The 17,638-nt window shown below is 73.4% G+C and carries 21 protein-coding genes and 1 other RNA gene; 8 read left to right on the top strand and 14 right to left on the bottom strand.

Features of this window, described 5'->3' with window-relative positions:
• Positions 1 to 14: 14 nt before the first annotated feature.
• Both ACFY23_RS07340 and ACFY23_RS07335 read right to left on the bottom strand, forming a co-directional pair.
• On the bottom strand, positions 15 to 962 hold the full coding sequence (locus ACFY23_RS07340; protein WP_350819064.1) for a histone: 948 nt from the start codon (positions 960 to 962) through the stop codon (positions 15 to 17).
• Between the two features lie 77 nt (positions 963 to 1,039).
• Positions 1,040 to 1,243 (bottom strand): hypothetical protein, encoded by a 204-nt coding sequence (locus tag ACFY23_RS07335; RefSeq protein ID WP_350707829.1) that lies wholly within the window; start codon positions 1,241 to 1,243, stop codon positions 1,040 to 1,042.
• Positions 1,244 to 1,434: 191 nt separating this feature from the next.
• On the opposite strand from ACFY23_RS07335, the gene ACFY23_RS07330 reads away from it, so the two are divergent.
• The 4 genes from ACFY23_RS07330 to ACFY23_RS07315 all read left to right on the top strand — a co-directional run bounded on the left by ACFY23_RS07330 (position 1,435) and on the right by ACFY23_RS07315 (position 3,617).
• Positions 1,435 to 1,878 (top strand): hypothetical protein, encoded by a 444-nt coding sequence (locus ACFY23_RS07330; protein ID WP_350819066.1) that lies wholly within the window; start codon positions 1,435 to 1,437, stop codon positions 1,876 to 1,878.
• A 144-nt stretch (positions 1,879 to 2,022) separates the two neighbouring features.
• Positions 2,023 to 2,226, top strand: coding sequence for a hypothetical protein (locus ACFY23_RS07325; RefSeq protein ID WP_350684924.1), 204 nt, complete (start codon positions 2,023 to 2,025; stop codon positions 2,224 to 2,226).
• 43 nt (positions 2,227 to 2,269) lie between these two features.
• Positions 2,270 to 2,767 (top strand): NUDIX domain-containing protein, encoded by a 498-nt coding sequence (locus ACFY23_RS07320; protein WP_350684923.1) that lies wholly within the window; start codon positions 2,270 to 2,272, stop codon positions 2,765 to 2,767.
• Complete coding sequence (locus tag ACFY23_RS07315) at positions 2,760 to 3,617, top strand: nucleotidyltransferase domain-containing protein (protein WP_350684922.1); 858 nt, start codon at positions 2,760 to 2,762, stop codon at positions 3,615 to 3,617. The genes ACFY23_RS07320 and ACFY23_RS07315 overlap by 8 nt, the downstream gene beginning before the upstream one ends.
• Here ACFY23_RS07315 and ACFY23_RS07310 read toward each other — a convergent pair.
• The 4 genes from ACFY23_RS07310 to rnpB form a co-directional block, all read right to left on the bottom strand.
• Positions 3,607 to 4,473, bottom strand: a complete 867-nt coding sequence (locus ACFY23_RS07310) for an AraC family transcriptional regulator (RefSeq protein WP_350684921.1) — start codon at positions 4,471 to 4,473, stop codon at positions 3,607 to 3,609. The genes ACFY23_RS07315 and ACFY23_RS07310 overlap by 11 nt on opposite strands.
• Before the next feature lie 216 nt (positions 4,474 to 4,689).
• Positions 4,690 to 6,048 carry an LPXTG cell wall anchor domain-containing protein gene (locus tag ACFY23_RS07305; protein ID WP_350684920.1) on the bottom strand — a complete coding sequence of 453 codons (1,359 nt, stop codon included), beginning with the start codon at positions 6,046 to 6,048 and terminating at the stop codon, positions 4,690 to 4,692.
• A gap of 166 nt (positions 6,049 to 6,214) precedes the next feature.
• Positions 6,215 to 6,559 (bottom strand): hypothetical protein, encoded by a 345-nt coding sequence (locus ACFY23_RS07300; protein WP_350684919.1) that lies wholly within the window; start codon positions 6,557 to 6,559, stop codon positions 6,215 to 6,217.
• Between the two features lie 319 nt (positions 6,560 to 6,878).
• Positions 6,879 to 7,291: RNase P RNA component class A (gene rnpB / locus ACFY23_RS07295), an RNA gene on the bottom strand.
• Between the two features lie 129 nt (positions 7,292 to 7,420).
• Between rnpB and ACFY23_RS07290 the strand changes: the two genes are divergently transcribed.
• The gene (locus ACFY23_RS07290) at positions 7,421 to 8,182 is read left to right on the top strand and encodes a sulfite exporter TauE/SafE family protein (RefSeq protein WP_350684918.1); all 762 of its coding nucleotides are present in this window, start codon (positions 7,421 to 7,423) and stop codon (positions 8,180 to 8,182) included.
• A gap of 175 nt (positions 8,183 to 8,357) precedes the next feature.
• Here the strand turns inward: ACFY23_RS07290 and mctP are convergent, their stop codons facing one another.
• On the bottom strand, positions 8,358 to 10,013 hold the full coding sequence (mctP, locus tag ACFY23_RS07285) for a monocarboxylate uptake permease MctP (protein ID WP_350684917.1): 1,656 nt from the start codon (positions 10,011 to 10,013) through the stop codon (positions 8,358 to 8,360).
• Positions 10,013 to 10,255: a DUF3311 domain-containing protein gene (locus ACFY23_RS07280; protein WP_350684916.1), complete on the bottom strand. Its 243-nt coding sequence runs from the start codon at positions 10,253 to 10,255 to the stop codon at positions 10,013 to 10,015. The genes mctP and ACFY23_RS07280 overlap by 1 nt, the downstream gene beginning before the upstream one ends.
• Positions 10,256 to 10,421: 166 nt before the next feature.
• On the opposite strand from ACFY23_RS07280, the gene ACFY23_RS07275 reads away from it, so the two are divergent.
• Complete coding sequence (locus ACFY23_RS07275) at positions 10,422 to 10,724, top strand: hypothetical protein (protein ID WP_350684915.1); 303 nt, start codon at positions 10,422 to 10,424, stop codon at positions 10,722 to 10,724.
• A gap of 1 nt (position 10,725) precedes the next feature.
• Here the strand turns inward: ACFY23_RS07275 and ACFY23_RS07270 are convergent, their stop codons facing one another.
• The 5 genes from ACFY23_RS07270 to ACFY23_RS07250 all read right to left on the bottom strand — a co-directional run bounded on the left by ACFY23_RS07270 (position 10,726) and on the right by ACFY23_RS07250 (position 15,519).
• Entirely contained in the window at positions 10,726 to 11,949 is a 1,224-nt protein-coding gene (locus ACFY23_RS07270) for a bifunctional RNase H/acid phosphatase (RefSeq protein WP_350684914.1), read from the bottom strand.
• 3 nt (positions 11,950 to 11,952) lie between these two features.
• On the bottom strand, positions 11,953 to 12,690 hold the full coding sequence (locus tag ACFY23_RS07265; RefSeq protein WP_350684913.1) for a C4-type zinc ribbon domain-containing protein: 738 nt from the start codon (positions 12,688 to 12,690) through the stop codon (positions 11,953 to 11,955).
• On the bottom strand, positions 12,687 to 13,517 hold the full coding sequence (locus ACFY23_RS07260; protein WP_350684926.1) for a Nif3-like dinuclear metal center hexameric protein: 831 nt from the start codon (positions 13,515 to 13,517) through the stop codon (positions 12,687 to 12,689). Before ACFY23_RS07260 ends, ACFY23_RS07265 begins: the two co-directional genes overlap by 4 nt.
• A 183-nt stretch (positions 13,518 to 13,700) precedes the next feature.
• Positions 13,701 to 14,273 (bottom strand): flavoprotein, encoded by a 573-nt coding sequence (locus ACFY23_RS07255; protein ID WP_350684912.1) that lies wholly within the window; start codon positions 14,271 to 14,273, stop codon positions 13,701 to 13,703.
• Positions 14,274 to 14,289: 16 nt separating this feature from the next.
• On the bottom strand, positions 14,290 to 15,519 hold the full coding sequence (locus ACFY23_RS07250) for a helix-turn-helix domain-containing protein (protein ID WP_350684911.1): 1,230 nt from the start codon (positions 15,517 to 15,519) through the stop codon (positions 14,290 to 14,292).
• Between the two features lie 239 nt (positions 15,520 to 15,758).
• Here ACFY23_RS07250 and ACFY23_RS07245 point away from each other — a divergent pair, with 239 nt between their 5' ends.
• Positions 15,759 to 16,430 (top strand): bifunctional DNA primase/polymerase, encoded by a 672-nt coding sequence (locus tag ACFY23_RS07245; RefSeq protein WP_350684910.1) that lies wholly within the window; start codon positions 15,759 to 15,761, stop codon positions 16,428 to 16,430.
• 110 nt (positions 16,431 to 16,540) lie between these two features.
• On the top strand, positions 16,541 to 16,756 hold the full coding sequence (locus tag ACFY23_RS07240) for a hypothetical protein (RefSeq protein WP_350684909.1): 216 nt from the start codon (positions 16,541 to 16,543) through the stop codon (positions 16,754 to 16,756).
• Between the two features lie 120 nt (positions 16,757 to 16,876).
• Here ACFY23_RS07240 and ACFY23_RS07235 read toward each other — a convergent pair whose 3' ends face one another.
• Positions 16,877 to 17,599 carry an FAD:protein FMN transferase gene (locus ACFY23_RS07235; RefSeq protein WP_350684908.1) on the bottom strand — a complete coding sequence of 241 codons (723 nt, stop codon included), beginning with the start codon at positions 17,597 to 17,599 and terminating at the stop codon, positions 16,877 to 16,879.
• Between the last annotated feature and the right edge of the window lie 39 nt (positions 17,600 to 17,638).

The following is a 17,638-nucleotide window of genomic DNA, read 5'->3' as shown; positions in this document are numbered from 1 at the left end:
CGCGACGCCGGGGATCAGCCGGTCGCCTTCGGCGCGCTCGCCCGTGCGGCGCGGGAGGCGGTGGCGCGGGACGCGGTCGCGCGGGCGGCGGTGGTGCGGGCCGGCGCCTTGCGGGCGGTGATCTTCTTCGCCGGCGCCTCGACGACGGTGATCTTCTTGGCCGGCGCCTCGACGACGGTGATCTTCTTGGCCGGGGCCTTTCTCGCGGCCGCCTTGCGGGTGGTGGCCGACGACGTCGCGGTCGCCTTCTTCGCCGGGGCCTTCTTCGCCGCGGCCTTGCGGGCGCCACCGGTGGGCCGGGTCGCGGCCGTCTTCCGGGCCGTCGTCGTCTTCGCGGCGGTGGTCTTCCTGGCCGGGGCCTTCGCCGCCGTCGCGGTCTTCTTCGCCGCCGTCGTGGCGGTCTTCTTCGCCGCCGAGGTGACCTTGCGGGCGGCGGTGCCCGTCCTGGCGGGAGCCTTCTTCGCCGGCGCGGTGGTCTTCTTCGCCGCGGTGCTCTTCGCCGCCGCCGTCGTCCGCTTCGCCGCGGCGGGGGCCTTCTTCGCCGCGGTGGCCGTCGTCTTCTTCGCGGCAGCCGTGGTCTTCTTCGCGGCGGTCGTCGTCTTCTTCGCCGCGGTGGCGGCCTTCGTCGTCGCCTTCTTCGCGGGAGCCTTCTTCGCGACGGCCGTCGTCTTCTTCGCCGCGGTGGTGGCCTTCGTCGTCGCCTTCTTCGCGGGAGCCTTCTTCGCGACGGCGGTGGTCTTCTTCGCGGCGGCCGTGGTCTTCTTCGCGGCGGTGGTCTTCTTCGCGGGCGCCCGCCCGGCGCCGCCTGCGGCCTTGCTGGCCGGCGCCTTCTTCGCCGCGGTGGTCGAGGCGGTCGGCCGCGCGGTGCGGGTCGCGCCCGCGGACCGCTCCGCCGCGGCGGTCTTCCTGGCGGGCGTACGTCTGGCGGCCGGGCGGGTGGTGGCCTGCTGTGCTTCGGCCATCTCGGTTCCCTCCTTGGGGACGTGCTCTCGCCCTCGCGGGAGCACGGGGTGCCTCGACGCGGGCCGTCCCGCGCCGCCTATCTGTCCTCCCCGGCCCAGCGGGCGTCCTCGGCGTCCCACGCTTCGTTGCGCTCCCGCACCAGTTGCAGGGCGTTCTCCGCGTCGGCGGCTGAGGCGTACGGCCCGAGAACGTGCTTGGCGGGGCACACGTCGGCATCGGTCTCGACCCGGTGGTGTCGGGTGCACCAGTAGTAGTGCGCACCGCTTCCGCTGTCGCTCATGGGATCACTGTGCACCGCGAACCACCCGGCCGCCACCGGAACACCACAAGTCGCCGACGATCTCCACAGTAGACGTGGTTCCGTCCGCAGGGGCCGGAACTGCGAAAACAGGGCGTTCGGGCCCTCCGGGCCGCCCGGCGGCGGGCCCGACGGGGCAGCCGCGGGGCGCGTCGCTGTCGCACAATCCCCCCGTGCGACGCGGGGGACGAACACCGGTGTGGCTGCGGCGCGGGCTGGCCGTCGCGGTGCTGGCGGCCGTGCTGGCGGCGATCGGGGTGGTCGCCGGGCTGCCGCTGCTGCGGGAACGGTCGCAGCAGCGGCTGGAGCAGCGGGCGGAGCGTGAGGTGACCGCGACCGCGCAGCTCGCCCGCACGCGGCTGCTCGCCGCCCCCGAGGCCGGGGAGTCGACGCTGCGGCAGGCGGCCGAGTCGGTGGCCGGGGTGGAGGTGCTGACGGTGCGTCGCGACGGGTCGGGGGCCGCCCCGGCGGTCCGACTGGTGTTCCGGGTCCGGGTGGCCAAGACGACGGCGTCCGTCTTCGGCTGGCAGCGGGCCGATGCGGTGGCCTGCTTCGCGCAGGTCGTGCACGCCGACGCCAACCCGGCCGCCCTGGAACGGCTGCCCTGCCCGGACTGACCCGGCCGGCACGCCGCAGGCGCGGGCGGTCCACCGCCGCCCGACGGCGTCCGGGGCGGGCATCGGCTGGCCGTACGCCGGGAGTCGCGGGCCGGGCACGGCGCGGACCGGTGGCGGACGGCGGCGGCCGAGGACCGGCTGCCGTTGCTGCGCCAGCTCTCCGTCCGCGACGAGGTGTCGCTGTTCTCCTCGCACCCGCCCGTCGGGCTGCGGCGGCGGCGGATGCTGGAGAGCCGGCCCGCGCACGAGGCGGCGGTGGTGCTCACCGAGGACCGGATGGCGCGCATCGACGCCGAGCTGGCGAAGGAGCGCGCTCGGGTCGCGCGGGAGATCGGTTGGGCGGGATGACGCGGGGCGGGCCGCCGACCGGAGGGCGGGTTAGGGTCGCCGGATGGGCGCATCGGACTACATCCTGCGGATCCGCGAACGCGTCGGCCACAGCCTGCTCATGCTGCCGAGCGTGAGCGCGGTGGTCCGCAACGACGACGGTGAACTGCTGCTCGGCAAGCGCGCCGACGACGGGCGCTGGTCGGTGATCAGCGGCGTCCTCGAGCCGGGCGAGCAGCCGGCCACGGCCGTGGTCCGTGAGGTGTGGGAGGAGACCGGCCTGCACGTGGAGCCGGTCCGGCTGAGCAGCGTCCTCAATCACCCGCACACCTATCCCCACGGCGACCGTTGCGAATACCTGAACCTCGGCTTCCAGTGTCGGCTGCTGGGCGGGACCGCCCGGGTCAACGACGACGAGTCGGTGTCGGTGGAGTGGTTCTCCCCGGACCGGCTGCCCGAGCTGGACCGGCACGCCCGGCTGGTCCTCGCGCACGCCCTCGGCGCCGAGGAGACGGCCTGGTTCCTGCCCGCCGGCACGGTCTGGACCGAGTCCGATGACTGACCTCGACCCGGCCGTGCGCCGCTACCTCGCCGACCTGGTCGCCGCCGCCCGCGACGTCCTCGGCGGCGACCTCGTCGGGGCGTACGCGGCCGGCTCGGTGGGGCTGGGCGCGTACGAGCCGGGGCGCAGCGACGTCGACGTGGCGCTGGTCTGCGCGGACGCCCTCGACCCCGCGCTCAAGCGGCAGTTGGTGGCGCGCCTGCGGCACGAGGCCCTGCCCTGCCCGGCGCGCGGGCTGGAAATGGTCGTCTACCGCCGGGCGGTCGCCGCCTCCGGCACACCGGAGCCCGGGTTCGAGGTTGAGCTGAACACCGGCGCGCGGATGGCGTTCCGGGCCACCTGGGCCGCCGCCGACCGGCCGGTGCGGGACGGCCTGTTCTGGTACGGCCTGGACCGCAGCATCCTGCACCAGTGCGGGCACGCCCTGGCCGGGCCGCCGGCCGCCGAGACCTTCGCCGACCTCTCCCCCGCCGACCTGCGCCGCCTGCTGACCGAGGCGCTGCGCTGGTGGCTGGCCCTGCCGACCCCGCCCGGCGACGGTCCCGCCCCCGGGGCCGAGGACGCGGTGCTCGGCGCCTGCCGGTCCCTGGTGAAGGTCCGCCACGGCGTCTGGCTGTCGAAGGCCGACGCCGGCCGCCGGCTGATCGCCGACGGCTGGCCGGCCGGCCCGACCGCCGCCGGCGGGCCGACCGACTCCGCCGTCGGCCCGGACACCGTTGCGGCGGCCGGCGACGGCGGGCCCGCCGACCTGGTCGCGCGGTCGATCGCCGCGCGGGCGGGCGGGCCGCCGCCGAGCGGGCCGGAGGCACGCGCCTTCCAGCGCCGCGTCCTGGCCGAGATCAGCGGCTGACCGGCTCCACCGGGATCCACAGCTCCGCCTCCGCCTCGGTGCCGTCCGCCGAGAGCCGGGTACGGGAGATCTCCGGCCCCGGCCGGCTGCGGTACGGGTTGGACGGGAACCACTGGGTGAACACGTCCCGCCACAGGTACTGCACCGCCTGCGGGAACGCGCCGGAGGTCTCGAAGACGGCCCAGGTGCCCGCCGGCACCGTGACCGCGTCCAGGTCCTCCGGCGCGTCCGCGCCCGTCACCACGCCGTGCCAGTAGTCCAGCTCGGTGCCCTCCGCGCGGCTGTCGGCCACGTTGTCGCTGACGTTGACGATGCCCTGCGGCTCCTGGTCGGACAGCGCCTCGATCCGGCGTACCGTCTCCGGGTCGATGCCCTTGACGAAGGCGACGATCGCCGGGTTCATCCCCTCGTGCACGAGCGGTACCCGGGCCCTGCGGCCCACCAGCCGGAACTCGTCCTTGCGTACGATCCGGTATCGCATACTGCTGCTCCCTTCGACGACGAGTCGGAAGGACATCCGGGGCTGGGCGCGCAGTGTCGCCCCCGTACGCCGGGCCTCGCCGGGCCCCACGCCGTGCACGGCCTGGAACGCCCGGGCGAACGCCTCGGTGGAGCTGTAGCCGTGGCGGACGGCGATGTCGAGCAGCGTCCGTTCCCCCGCCAGCACCTCCGCGCCCGCGACCGTGAGGCGCCGGCGGCGGATGTACTCGGACAGGCCGACGCCCGCCAGCGCGGAGAAGATGCGCCGGAAGTGGTACTCCGACGTCACCGCGATCCGCGCCAGCTCGGCCACCTCGATCGGCTGGTCGAGGTGGCGCTCGATGTGCTCCATGGCCTGGTTGAGCCGCTCCAGCACCCGGTTCTCCTTCCCTGTTCCCAGCGGTAACGCTAGGCCTGCGGGAGGGTGCCCGACCCGACATGCTGTGCCCGGTGCGGTCGGGTGGGTGCCGGCAGGAGGTGGGCAACCGCACGGCCGGCAGGGCGGGGCAGACGTTCGCCGTCCGGCCGATCGTGGCGCAGACAGCAAACTCCGGGCACCGGATGCGGTGCCCGGAGTTCCTGCCGTACCCGATCAGACCTGGAGGCCCGCCCTACGGCGGATCCGGCTGGCCCCGATCAGGAGACCGCCGGCGGCCAGCAGGCCACCACCCAGGGAGAGGGCGACGGTGGAGCTGTCACCGGTGACCGGCAGCTCCTTGTCGTCCTTGTCATCGTGCTTGCCGTCGTGCCGGTGGTCGTACTTGCCACCACGGATGCAGACGGTGACGATGTCCGGGGCGGAGACCACGGCCTTGCCGTAGAAGGTGCCGGTCGCCCATGCCTTGTTGACGACCTTCCCGCGCTTGACGTCCGCCTTGGTCACCACGTGCGGCTTGACGGCGCGGCAGTCGGTGCTCGTGCCCCGCGCGAGCGTGGTGTTCTTGCAGACCACCTTTCCGGCGGCCGGGTCCTTGACGCCGACGTTGGTGATGGTGGCGGTGCCGGTGTTGGCGACCCGGTAGGTGTAGAAGATCTTGTCGCCCTTGGCGGCGTAGCCGTCGTTCTCACACTTCTTGCTGCAGTCCGACTCGACCCGGGCCTTCTTGTCGATCGACAGGCTGACCTGCTTCGGCGGCGCGGGCTTGGTGTACACCGTGAACGTGGCCTCGTTGGACGGCACCGTCTGCTCGAGGTACGTCCCGAGCGCCTGTGCGGTGTTGACGATCTTGCCGTTCTTCACGTCGCTGTTCTTGACGGTGTACGTGCCGGTGCAGGTGGTGCTCTCCCCCTGCGCGAGCGTCGTGTCCTCGCAGGTGATGCCGGTGACCGTGTCGTCGTCGATGGTGATGTCGGTGATCGGGGCGACCGTGCCGGTGCTCTGGTTCGTCACCGTGTAGGTGTAGGTGATCTCGTCACCGGCCTTGACACCCTTGGCCGGGGATGCGGACTTGGTCAGGTGCAGCTTCGGGTTCACCCGCGGGTCCGACGCCGCGCAGGTGTGACTGAGGACGAAGAAGTCCGCGGTCCCGGAGATCACCGCGGTGGCGCTGACGAGCGTCCAGCCGGCCGGGGTCCGGATCCACGCCTTGCTGGTGCCCATGTTGTTGACGATGGCGCTGTTCGGGTCGGTGGGGATCGTCCTCGTGACGTCGCCGGTCGGCGTGCTGAACGTCGCGGTGACCGTCTGGAACGTGCCGGTGGTGTTCGGGTTGCCCGGCAGGTTGAAGACCCAGACGTCCTCGTTCGCGAAGGGCCCGCCGCCGAGGTTGGGGTCGCAGTCCTGGGTGGCCTGCGCCGCCATCGTCGGCACGTTCTCCGGGTTGATGTTGATCGTCGAGGCGGCGGCGGCCGGCGAGCCGCCGGCCAGCAACAGGGCACCGGCCAGCAGCGCGAGCGCCGCCAGCCGTGCGTAGATGCCGCCGCGTCTGCGCGGCGCAGAGGTCCTGCTCATGTAATCCCCCGTGTACGTGGATGGTTGACACCGGGGGCAACGAGGGGTATTAGGGTACGTCACGCCAAAGAGATCGGAATCCCCCACAAGGTGGATATGCCGGGCCTTTTTGCTCCCCTCGAGGGGGTGAGCTGGTGGGCGAACAGTGGAGCCGGCGGGGCATGGTCTACCGCTGCCAGAGGCCGTGGTCGTTGCCGCCCTGGACGTAGATGGCGAAGGTGCCACGCCCGGGGATCTCCATCGGCTCCACGGCTATCTCGCCGCCGGCCTCCGCCACCGCCGCGACGGCCGCTTCGATGTCATCCACCAGCCAGTAGGGCCGCACCACCGGCTCTTCGGTCTCGCGCAACGGCGCCCGCACCCCCACCAGCCCGCCTCCCGGCATTTCGGCCGTCCGTGCGTTGCCGAGGCCGGGGTCCGGCTGGCCGAACTGCACCCCGTTCGCTGCCGCGTAGGTGGCACATACCGCGTCGACCTCCTTGGTCACGATCTCGAGGTAGTACATCTGCATGGCCGTCCAACCTCCGGTAAGTCACGAAGTGCCAGGTCTTCTGCATCCGCGCCACTGTGTGGCCATCGCCCCCTGATCTACGCAGGGGCGCGTGTCAATGTAATGGAACTTGTATCGGCCCGAGTGCTCCGTCCGTACGGATCCAGCCGATTCGGCGGCACAGCAGTCGTTACGGGGCGGAGGGACGCTCGGCACAGGCGAAGCAGACACGCTGCGTGCGTCGGCGCAGCACAGCGGCGCGGCGCTACCTACCGTGCAGATCAACCCCCGAAGAAAAGCAGGTCAGCCACCATGTGACGGCGGCTGACCTGGTGGGCGACGGACGAGTCGACCTGTACGCCGGATTCTGTGACCGGCACGCGCCCGGAGGCACGCGCCGGCGGCGGCCATCCATCTAGGCCTACCGTCACCGGCAGGCTCAAGCGGCCTACCCGCAGACATCGGGCGGGCCGCCCTCAAGCGTCTGCGCGGGTCGCCATCCTGCGATGACGGCCCCTTCTTGGCCTTGCTCCGGGTGGGGTTTACCGAGCCACCCCGGTCACCCGGGGTGCTGGTGGGCTCTTACCCCACCGTTTCACCCTTACCGTCCCCGATGGGGCCGGCGGTCTGTTTTCTGTGGCACTGTCCCGCGGGTCACCCCGGGTTGCCGTTAGCAACCACCCTGCCCTGTGGAGTCCGGACGTTCCTCGGCGGCGGGCCGGGGCCCGCCGACGCGACCGCCCGGTCGACTCGTCCGTCGCGCACTCATCCTAACGACGCGCACCCCGCGACTATTGCCGCCCCTTCCCGGGAATAGGGTCCGCCACCTCCGGGACGCCGCGACCGGCGGCCGAACAGGGGCCGTACTAGCCTCTGGGGACCATGGACCTCTCCGACGTCGCGCTGCTGCTCACCGCCGGTCTCGCCGCGGGCACGGTCAACGCGGTGGCCGGCGGGGGCTCGCTCGTCACGTTCCCGGCGATGATCGCCGTGGGCCTGCCGCCGGTGCCGGCCAACGTGAGCAACTCCGTGGCCGTCTTCCCCGGGTACGTGGCGAGCGTGGCGGGCAGCAGGAAGGACCTGCCGCGCGGGCGGGCGCTGGCCACGCTCGTGCCCACCACGATCGTCGGCACGATCGCCGGCGCCCTGCTGCTGCTGTCCACCCCGGCCAGGGCGTTCGAGCTGGTCGTGCCCTTCCTGGTGCTCGGGGCGACGGCGGTGCTCGCCTTCCAGGATCCGCTGCGCCGGCTGGTCGGGCATCCGCGCGACCTGTCGCCGCGCCGCCGTACGGTCAGCGTGCAGGTCATGGTCGCGGTCGGCGCGGTGTACGGCGGCTACTTCGGCGCGGCGCTCGGGGTGATGCTGGTCGCCGGCCTCGCCCTGGTGCTGGACGCGACGCTGGCCCGGGTGAGCGCGATCAAGAACCTGCTCTCCGCCGTGGTCGGGTTGACCACGCTCGTGGTGTTCGCGCTGTTCGGCCCGGTGAACTGGGCGGCGGTCGCGCTGGTCGCCCCGGCGACGCTGGTCGGCGGGTACGCCGGCGCCCGGCTCGTCCGTCGGCTGCCGCCGGTGGTGCTCAAGACCCTGATCGTGGTGTTCGGCTCGGTGATCGGCCTCTACCTGCTCTGGCGCGCCCTGCGCTGACCCCGCCGTCCGGGAGCGACGAGCCCCGGGGCGCCAACCGGGGCGGACGCGGAAACGGGCCGCCGGTTCCGTACGCGCGGCGGCGCCCCCGCACCCGCCGCCCGCAGGCGCCCCAGACGGCGGGTCCGCCCCCGGGCCGGTTACCACCCGGGGGCGAACGGGCCACCCGAGCCGCTCAGGCGAGCGGTTCCGAGGCGGCGTCGGCGTCGCGGCGATCACCCGGCACGATCCGCGGGTCGCCCTCGTCGGCGAAGTAGTCGTCCGGCGTGGTGCCGTCACCGCCGTCACGCACCTTCGCCGCCCGCAGCACCACGGTCAGCAGCGCCGCCACCGCCAGGTTGGCCAGGACGGCCACGATCCCGACGTAGATCGTCTTCGGGGTGTCGAAGCCGAAGTCGGCCAGCGGGAACGCCGAGCCGCCGAAGTGCTTGCGCCCGGTGGCCGCGTTGGGGATCTGGTAGAGCATCCACATGCCCAGCCCCATGCCGGCGGCCCAGCCGGCGACGAGCGCGCCCCGGTGGAACCAGCGGGTGTAGAGGCCCAGCGCCACCGCCGGCAGCGTCTGGAGGATGATCACGCCGCCGATGAGCTGGAGGTCGATGGAGAACTGCGGGTCGAGGAAGACGATGCAGGCCACCGCGCCGACCTTCACCACCAGCGAGGTGATCTTCGAGACGTTCGCCTCCTGGGCCGGGGAGGCGTCCCGCTTCAGGTACTCCTTGTAGATGTTGCGGGTGAACAGGTTCGCCGCCGCGATCGACATGATCGCCGCCGGCACCAGCGCGCCGATCCCGATGGCCGCGTACGCGACGCCCGCGAACCAGTCGGGGAACTGCTGGTCGAACAGGACCGGCACGACGGTGTTGCTGTCCGCGCTGCCCTCCTTCGCCCCGGGCAGCGGCTTCACCCCGGCCGCGATGGCCATGAAGCCGAGCAGCGCGATCAGCCCCAGCAACAGGCTGTACGCGGGCAGCGCCGACATGTTCCGCTTGATGACGTCCCGGTTCCGGCTGGCCAGCACGCCGGTGATGCTGTGCGGGTAGAGGAACAGCGCCAGCGCCGAGCCGAACGCCAGCGTGACGTACTGGAGCTGGTTGTTGGCGTTGAGCAGCACCCCGTCGTTCGGGTTCGGCGACGCGTCGAACTTCGCGTCGGCGGCGTCGAAGATCTCGCCCCAGCCGCCGAGCTTGTACGGCAGCCAGATGACCGCCACCAGGATCACGATGTAGATCAGCGTGTCCTTGACGAACGCGATCAGCGCCGGCGCGCGCAGCCCGGACTGGTAGGTGTACGCGGCCAGGATCGCGAACGCGACGATGATCGGCAGGTGCCGGGCCAGGGCACTCTCGCCGGTGACCCCCATCGTCTTGAGCACCGCCTCGATGCCGACCAGTTGCAGCGCGATGTAGGGCATCGTGGCCACGATGCCGGTGATCGCCACGAGCAGCGCCAGCACCGGGGAGTCGAACCGGCTGCGGACGAAGTCCGCCGGGGTGACGAAGCCGTGCCGGTGCGAGACCGACCAGAGCCGGCACAGCACCAGGAACACCAGCGGATAGATCACGATGGTGTACGGAACGGCGAAGAACCCGGCCGCGCCGGCCCCGAACATCAGCGCCGGCACCGCCACGAAGGTGTACGCCGTGTAGAGGTCGCCGCCGACCAGGAACCAGGTGATCCAGCCGCCGAAGTTGCGCCCGCCCAGCCCCCACTCGTCTAGGTGGGCCATGTCCTTCGGGGCGCGCCACCGGGCGGCCACGAACCCCATGCCGCTGACCAGCAGGAACAGCAGCGAGAAGATGATGATCTCGGTGAGGTGGTCCCGCCACATCAGCGCCCACCCCGCTTCTTCGTCATCTGGTACACCAGCGTCGTGGTGGCCACGCCGAGCAGGATGTAGGCGAGCTGCATCCAGTAGAAGCGGGGGAAGCCGAGGAACCGGGGCGAGTCGCCGTTGAAGAACACCGGGATCAGCGGGACCACGATCGGGATGAAGAGCAACCAGTTCCAGGGGCTGTGGTCCTTCGCCCTGGTCGGCGCCGCTGTGGGCACCTCCGGTTCGGGTGCGGCCATGTGACACACCTCCGGGTGGGTCGTAGATCGGCAGGATGACGGCCGGAGGGTACGGCTGTGTGACCGTCGTCACGTCCAGTCGGAGGACGTTGCTGCGCCGAACGGTTGACCCGCTGCGCTGAATGGTGGGCCACCGTTTGCGAAGTGGCTCTGGCACGATGCCGGGGTGCCGACCTTCCCGTCGCACGACGGCACCACCCTCACCTGCCGCCGAGCCGGTCAGGGCCGGTCGCTGGTCTGCCTTCCGGGTGTCCCGGCCCAGTCGTCGCGCCACCTCGGCGGCCTGTCCGCCAGCCGGACACTGCTGCTGCTCGACAGCCGGGGCAGCGGCGACTCGGCGGCGGTCGACGAGCTGACCGGCGTCCTGCCGAAGGCCGAGCTGGTGATGCTGCCGCGCTCCAGCCACGTCCCGTTCGTCGACGAGCCCGAGGCGTACGCGGCGGCCGTGGAACGCTTCCCCGCCGGCTGACTCAGTCGACGGGAAGGTGGGCGGTGTCGTTGACCGTACGGACGGCGACGCCGCCGTCGGGCCACCTGTCCAGCACCGAGATGCCGGCCGCGTCGAGGAAGAGCCGATGCAGGAAGGCGTCGCCGGCCGCGAGCGCGTCGCGCAGCACCAGCTTGATCGGCGAGACGTGCGAGACCACCACGACGGTCTCCCCGGGGTACGCGCGGCACAGCCCGTCGACCGCGCGGCGGCAACGCTCGGCGACGTCGGTGAACGACTCCCCGTCGGGCGGGGCCACCCGCGTGGAGGCGAGCCAGGCGTCCATCTCCCCCGGCCACTCCTCGCGGACCTCGGCGAAGGTACGCCCCTCCCAGGCCCCGAAGTCGCACTCGACGAGGTCGTCCTCGCGGCGGACCGGCACCCCGCCGAGCGCCCCGGCGATCGCCTCCGCGGTCTGCGTACACCGGGACAGGGGGGAGCTGACCACGGCCGCGACGGACGGGGCCAGCGCGGCCACCCGGGCGGCCGTGGCCCGGGTCTGGACCCGGCCCCGGTCGGACAGCGGCACGTCGCCGCGGCCGGAGTAGCGGCGCTGTTCGGTGTACGGGGTCTCGCCGTGCCGCACCAGGATCAGCCGGGTGGCGGTGAAGCTCGGCCGCGGCTCCCACGAGGCCGGCGCGGTCGCCGGATCGGTGCCGACGGTCGTCGCCGAGGCGGCGCGGGCGGCCACCTCGCGGGCCCTCGCCCGGGCGGCCGAATCGGGGCCGGCGACCTCGCGCGGAGGCTCCACGACGCGCGGCGCCGCGACGACGGCCGGGGCGGGGGCACGGCCCGCGGCGGCGGCGTCCATGGCGGCGTTGGCGAGTCCGTCGGCGTGCCGGTTGCGCTCCCGGGGGATCCAGCTGAACCGGACCGCCGCGAAGCGGTTCACCAGGGCGGCGGCCTGCGCGGCGAGCGGGCGCAGCCCCGGGTGCTTGATCTGCCAGCGGCCGCACATCTGCTCGACCACCAGCTTCGAGTCCATCCTGGCGTCGACCTCGCTGGCGCCCACCTCGGCGGCCGCCTCCAGCCCGGCGATCAGCCCCCGGTACTCGGCGACGTTGTTGGTGGCGACGCCGATCGACTCGCTCCGCTCGGCCAGCACCTCACCGGTGCCCGGGTCGCGGACCACCGCGCCGTAGCCGGCCGGGCCGGGGTTGCCCCGGGACCCGCCGTCGGCCTCGACGACGACCACGCGCGGCGCCACGGGCTACAGGCCGGACTCGTGGGTACGGACCATGATCCGCCGGCACTCCTCGCAGCGGACGACCTCGTCCGGCGCCGCCTTGCGGATCCGGGCCAGGTCGGCGCCCGAGAGGTCCAGCCGGCAGCCGCCGCACCGGCCGGCGGTGAGCAGCGCCGCGCCGAGCCCCGAGTCCTCGCGGATCTTGTCGTACAGCTGGACCAGGTCGGCCGGGAGGTCGGCCGCGAGCGGCTGGCGGGCCCCGCGCTTGAACTCCTCCTCCTTGGCGATCTCGGCCAGACTCTCGTCGCGGCGCCGCTCGGCGGCGTCCCGCTTTTCCCGGACCTCGGCGAGCCGCTTCTCGACGCCGTCCAGCACGCCCTGGGCGGTCTCGCGCTGCTCCATCAGCTCCAACTCGGCGTCCTCCAGGTCGCCCTGGCGGCGGTTGAGCGAGACCAGCTCGTGCTGGAGGGCCTCCAGCTCCCGGGCCGGGCCGGTGCCGGCGGCCAGCCGGTCCTCGTTCTTGGACTTTCGGGCGCGCACCTGGTCGACGTCCTTCTCCAACCGGGCGATGTCCCGGTCCAGGTCGTCGACCGCCACCTGGGCGCGGACCCGCTCGTCCTCCAGCGCGGACAGCTCCCGGGCCAGCGCCTCCAGCTCGGCCCGCTCGGGCAGCGTGCGGCGGCGGTGGGCGAGCTGGGCGAGGGTGGTGTCGATCGCCTGGAGGTCGAGCAGGCGGCGCTGGACCTGCGGGTCAGCCTTCACGGTCGGGGCTCCTTGTCGTCCACCGCGGGTGGGGCGGCGTGTACGGTCCACGGGTCGGTGTCCAGGTCGGACACCAGCGTCTCGACGCCCGTCGCCTCCCGCAGGATGGCGGCCAGGTCGTCCAGCCACGGTCGTTCGGTCGCCCAGTGAGCGGCGTCGAGCAGGGCCGGGCCGTCGGCGGCGAGGTGCTCGCCCGCCGGGTGGTGCCGCAGGTCGGCGGTGAGGAACGCGTCCACCCCGGCGGCGGTCGCGTCGGCGAGGAAACTGTCCCCCGCGCCGCCGCTGACCGCGAGGGTTCGAACCATACGCCCGGGCTCCCCGGCGGCGCGAACCCCCCAGGCCGTGGCGGGCAGCACCGCGGCGGCGTGCCGGGTCAGCTCCGCCAGGGTCATCGGCTCCGGCAGCTCGCCGATCCGGCCGATCCCCCGGCCGGCGCCGTGGGCCGGCGAGCCGGGCGCGGGCCGGTGCAGCGGGCGCAACCCGGTCAGCCCGAACCGGGCGGCGAGCGCGTCGGAGACCCCCGGGTCGGCCACGTCGGCGTTGGTGTGCGCGACGTACAGCGCCACGTCGGCCTTGATCAGCCGGTGGACGATGCGGCCCTTGTAGGTCGTCGGGGCCACCGAGGAGACGCCGCGCAGCAGCAGCGGGTGGTGGGCGACGATCATGTCGGCGCCGACTTCGAGCGCCTCGGCGACCGTCTCGGGCACCACGTCGACCACGCAGAGGACCCGGCGCACCGGGGCGCACGGCTCGCCCAACACCAGCCCGACCCGGTCCCACTCCTCGGCCCACGCCGGCGGATAGCGCCGCTCCATCTCGGCGACCACGTCGGCGACGGTCGGCGGGTCCGCGTTGGTGCTCACGGCGGGCCAGCTTACCGGCGCGGGCCGTGGCCGGGGGCGTCGCCCACCGACGCGACGGCGTGTCCCCGCCTCTTCCGCGGGCGCCCCCGGTGCAGGGAAGGGCCCCTTGCTAACGCGATGCGTTAGCAAGGGGCCCTTCCCTGCACCTCAGGCGACGGGGCAGAGGCGGTCCCGGACGGCGGCCAGGCCCGTCGCCCACGGGAAGGCGTGCACGTGGCGCTCGCCGGTGCCGGGCGGGTGCAGCGGGACGACGTGGTCGCCGAAGACCACCGTCACCCCCCACTCGGCGAGCCGGGCGATGCCGGCCCGGAACGCCGGGTGGGCCGCCATCGCCGCGTTGGTGTACGGCACCGCCACCAGCGGCACCCCCAGTCCCTGCGCCTCGACCAGCAGCCCGAGGGCCAGCGTGTCGGTGATCCCGGCCGCCCACTTGTTGACCGTGTTGACCGTCGCCGGGCAGACGATCATCGCGTCCGCCGGCGGCAGCACGTCGAGGTCACCCGGGTTCTTGTAGTGGGTGCGGACCGGGTGCCCCGTCTGCCGGGCCAACGCCGCCCGGTCGACGAACTTCGCGCCGTCCGGCGTGGTGACCACGCAGACGTCCCAGCCGTCCTGCTGGGCCAGCTCCACGAGCCGGCCGACGTGGCGGGCCAGCGGCGAACCGCAGGCGATGACGTAGAGCACCTCGCGGCGCTCGCTGCTCGGGTGCGGGCCGCTCATCAGGCCGGCTCCGCGCTCATACCCCTACTCCCATGTGCTCAGCCAACTCCGCAATCGGAGAAGGCGGCGCACCACGTGTGCGACGCAGGACGTCCGACATGACTTCGTGGGCGATCGGCCGGCAGCGGATCTCCGACGGGGCGAGGCGGTCGCCGCGCAGCAGCATCTCGCCGGCGTTGGCCACGTCGCCGATCTGGGCGAAGCCCCGGGCGATGTCGAGCAGGTGGTGGGCCCGGCGCTCAGGCAGCAGCGCGTTGAACGCCGGCTCCTGGATCCGCTGCTGGTGGACCTCCACCGCGCGGCCCCCGTCGCCCAGCTCGACGGCGGCGGCCGCCCGGTGCAGCTCCACGTTGGTCGGCCCGAACGAGGTCCAGTAGTGGTTGTGGTCACCGCCCAGCAGGGTGGCCGCCTCCTGCGCGCCGTTGATGAGGTCGCCGACCGTGGCGGAGTCGCCGATCCGGGCAGCGGCCATCGCGCCCTGGAGCAGCAGCATCCCGTAGACCGAGAGGCGGGCCGGGGACGCCTCGTTGCCGCCGCCGGGGGCGAGCCGGTTGGCGATGGTGACGTTGAGTTCGAGGGCGGGGCGGGGCCGGCCCATCGCCACCAGCGCGTTGCAGACCCGGGTGGTGGCGATGCCAGCCAGCAGCGGGTCGTCGGCGCGCTGGGCGACCGCCATCGAGCGGTCGGCGGCCAGCCAGGCCAGGTCGCACTCGCCCAGCTTGCGCAGCACCGACGAGGCGATCTGGTAGACCTGCCCGAGCAGGTGGGCCGCCTCCCGGCCCTCGTCGCCGCCGTAGCCGGCGTCGGCGGCCTGGGCGTCGCGCAGCAGCTTCGGCAGCGCCCGGGTGAGCATCCCGTAGCGGCCGTACTGGTAGGTCAGCCAGGCGTGGTTGACGGCCTTGCGCATGTCGGCCAGCGGGGGCGGGTATGGCGCGGCGTCGAAGTACGCACTCATCGAGTCGTACCGCTCCAGGGCCGCCCGGATCTCCTGCACCTCGACCTGGTCGATGCAGTTCAACGCGTCCGTACGCCGCTCCGGGTCCTTGCCGAGCAGCAGTTGCACGTCGACCTGGAGGATGTCGGCGATCTCGTAGAGAACGGAGAACTTGTCCAGCCGGCGCACCCCGCGCTCGACCTTGTCCACCCAGCTCTTCGACTTGCCCAGTCGGTCCGCGAAGACCTGCTGGGACATCTTGCGCCGCCCCCGCCAGTAGGCCACCCGCCGCCCTATGGGTAACTCGTCCATCTCCATCCCTCCCCTGCCTGACCGGCCGGTTGCCGGTTGACCCTCGCGGTTGCGGGCGCGTGGTACGCCTCAGGCTTTCGCTGGTCGCACAGCGTGTACGTCAGCCGTACAGCCAGTTCTCGTATTTTTCGTGCAAGTTGCATGAGCCGTTCGTCAGCTCAACGATCGCGGGTTACGGCAGTGACGGTGCTCGACATGCGACCTGGACGCCGACCGGGTCCGGCGAAGGGAGATGGCACATGTGGGGGAACGTCGGGCCGCGCGTCGTGCAACTGTCGCCCTTGGAACGCGTACGGCTGCGTCGGGTTGCCGTGCGCTACGCGGCGCACGGCTGGGACGTCACCCCCGGCGCCTGCCTCGCCCGGAGCCGCTTCGTCTGCGGGCGCGCCGGTTGTCCCACGGTCGGCTGCCACCCGGCGCTGGAGAACTGGGAGCACGCGGCGAGCGCCGACCCGGCCCGGGTGGCGACGTGGTGGCGCACCCGGCCGCACGGCGTACTGCTGCCCACCGGGCGGGCGTTCGACGTGCTGGAGGTCCCCACGCACCTCGGTCGACACGTCCTGGACGCCGTGCAGACCCACCCGGCGGGCGTCGGCGTACGCGGGCCGGTGCTGGTGACCCCGACCGGCCGCTGGATGTTCCTGGTCCGCCCCGGCGATCCGCTCCGCCCCGAGCTGGACCACTGCTTCCACGTGGTCCGGCACGGCCCCGGCTCCTGGATCCCGGCCCCGCCGACCCGGCTGCCCGAGGGCACCGTCCGCTGGGCGGTCGCGCCCGAGCAGGCCCGCTGGCAGTTGCCGGACTCCTACCTGGTGCAGAACGCGCTGATCGACGCCCTGCGGGCCACCGGTGTCACGTTCACCTCCGACCTGCTCCCCGGCCACCTGCCGCTCCCCCGCCGAGGCATGTGACCGCCTCCCGTCGACGACCGCACGGAGCGCCCGGGCCCCGCCGAACCCGTCGGACGCGACGCCGGAGCGCCAGACCCGCCGAACCCGTCGGACGCGACGCTGGAGGGCCGGTGCTCGTTGAGCACGGCGACGGCGCGTCCGCGCCGGGAGCGGGGGGTTACATGTCCACCGACGACACCGCGCGTCAACCGGGCGGGGCCGAGCCGCCGCCCCGCCACCACCGGCCGCACCGCCGCTGGGCGGCCACCCGCCCCGCCGGCTCCCGCCCGGGCCGCCCGCGCCCCCTCGGCTCCCGCCCCGCCACCACCCACCGTCCCTTCCGCTGACCCCTGCCCCGCCCTCCCCGGCCGGCGATCTTGCACTTTTCTGGCCCGGACACAACGGTCATTCGATACGGAACGAGCGCCGAAACTGCAAGATCACGGGGGCAAAGGGGCGGGAGCGGGTCAAGGGGTCAGGGGGAGGGTGGTGGAGTGCAGGACGCGGGCGTCGTCGGTGACGACCGCGTGCTGGTGGTCGGGGAGCGTGTCGAGCCAGCCGATGCCGGCGGCGCCCATCGCCACGGCCGCGGTGGCGTACGCGTCGGCCAGGCCGAGGTCGGGGCCGACCACGGTGACCGAGCGCAGCCCCCGGGCCGGCGCGCCCCGGCGCGGGTCCAGCACGTGGCGGCCCCGCTCGTAGCCGCCGGAGGTGGCCACGGCCAGGTCGGTGCCGGTGAGCACCAGGCAGGTGGCCATCGGGTCCCACGGGTGCCGGACGCCGATCCGCCAGGGCCGCCCGGACGAGGAGCGACCGCGCGCCCGCACGTCGCCGCCGGCGTTGAGGCAGTGGTTCGCCGCCCCGGCGGCGAGCAGCCGGTCCGAGGCGACCTGCGCCGCCCAGCCCTTCACGTAGCCGGACGGGTCGAGGCGGCCGGTGGCGTACGCGTCAAAGAAGCCGTCGGTACGGGCCCACAGGTCCGCGCAGCGCGCGAGCACGAACCGCAGGTCCGCGCTTGCCTCGGCGGGCGGCAGCTCGCCCCGGTCGACGCGGCACACCTCGCTGTCGGCCCGGTACGTGCTGAACCGCGCGTCCACCTCGCGCAGCCAGGCGAAGACACCCCCGGCCAGCTCGTCCAGCTCGGCGGCGGCCAGGTCGTCGGCGAGGTCGAGGCTGATCGCGGTGCCCATGACGTGTTCGACGCGGCGCAGCCCGGGCCTGGTCGCCGG

This window comes from Micromonospora sp. NPDC000121 (assembly GCF_042899165.1).
Lineage (GTDB): Bacteria > Actinomycetota > Actinomycetes > Mycobacteriales > Micromonosporaceae > Micromonospora.
Note: the sequence above shows the minus strand (reverse complement) of the source record. Positions and strands in the feature narration are given on the sequence as shown.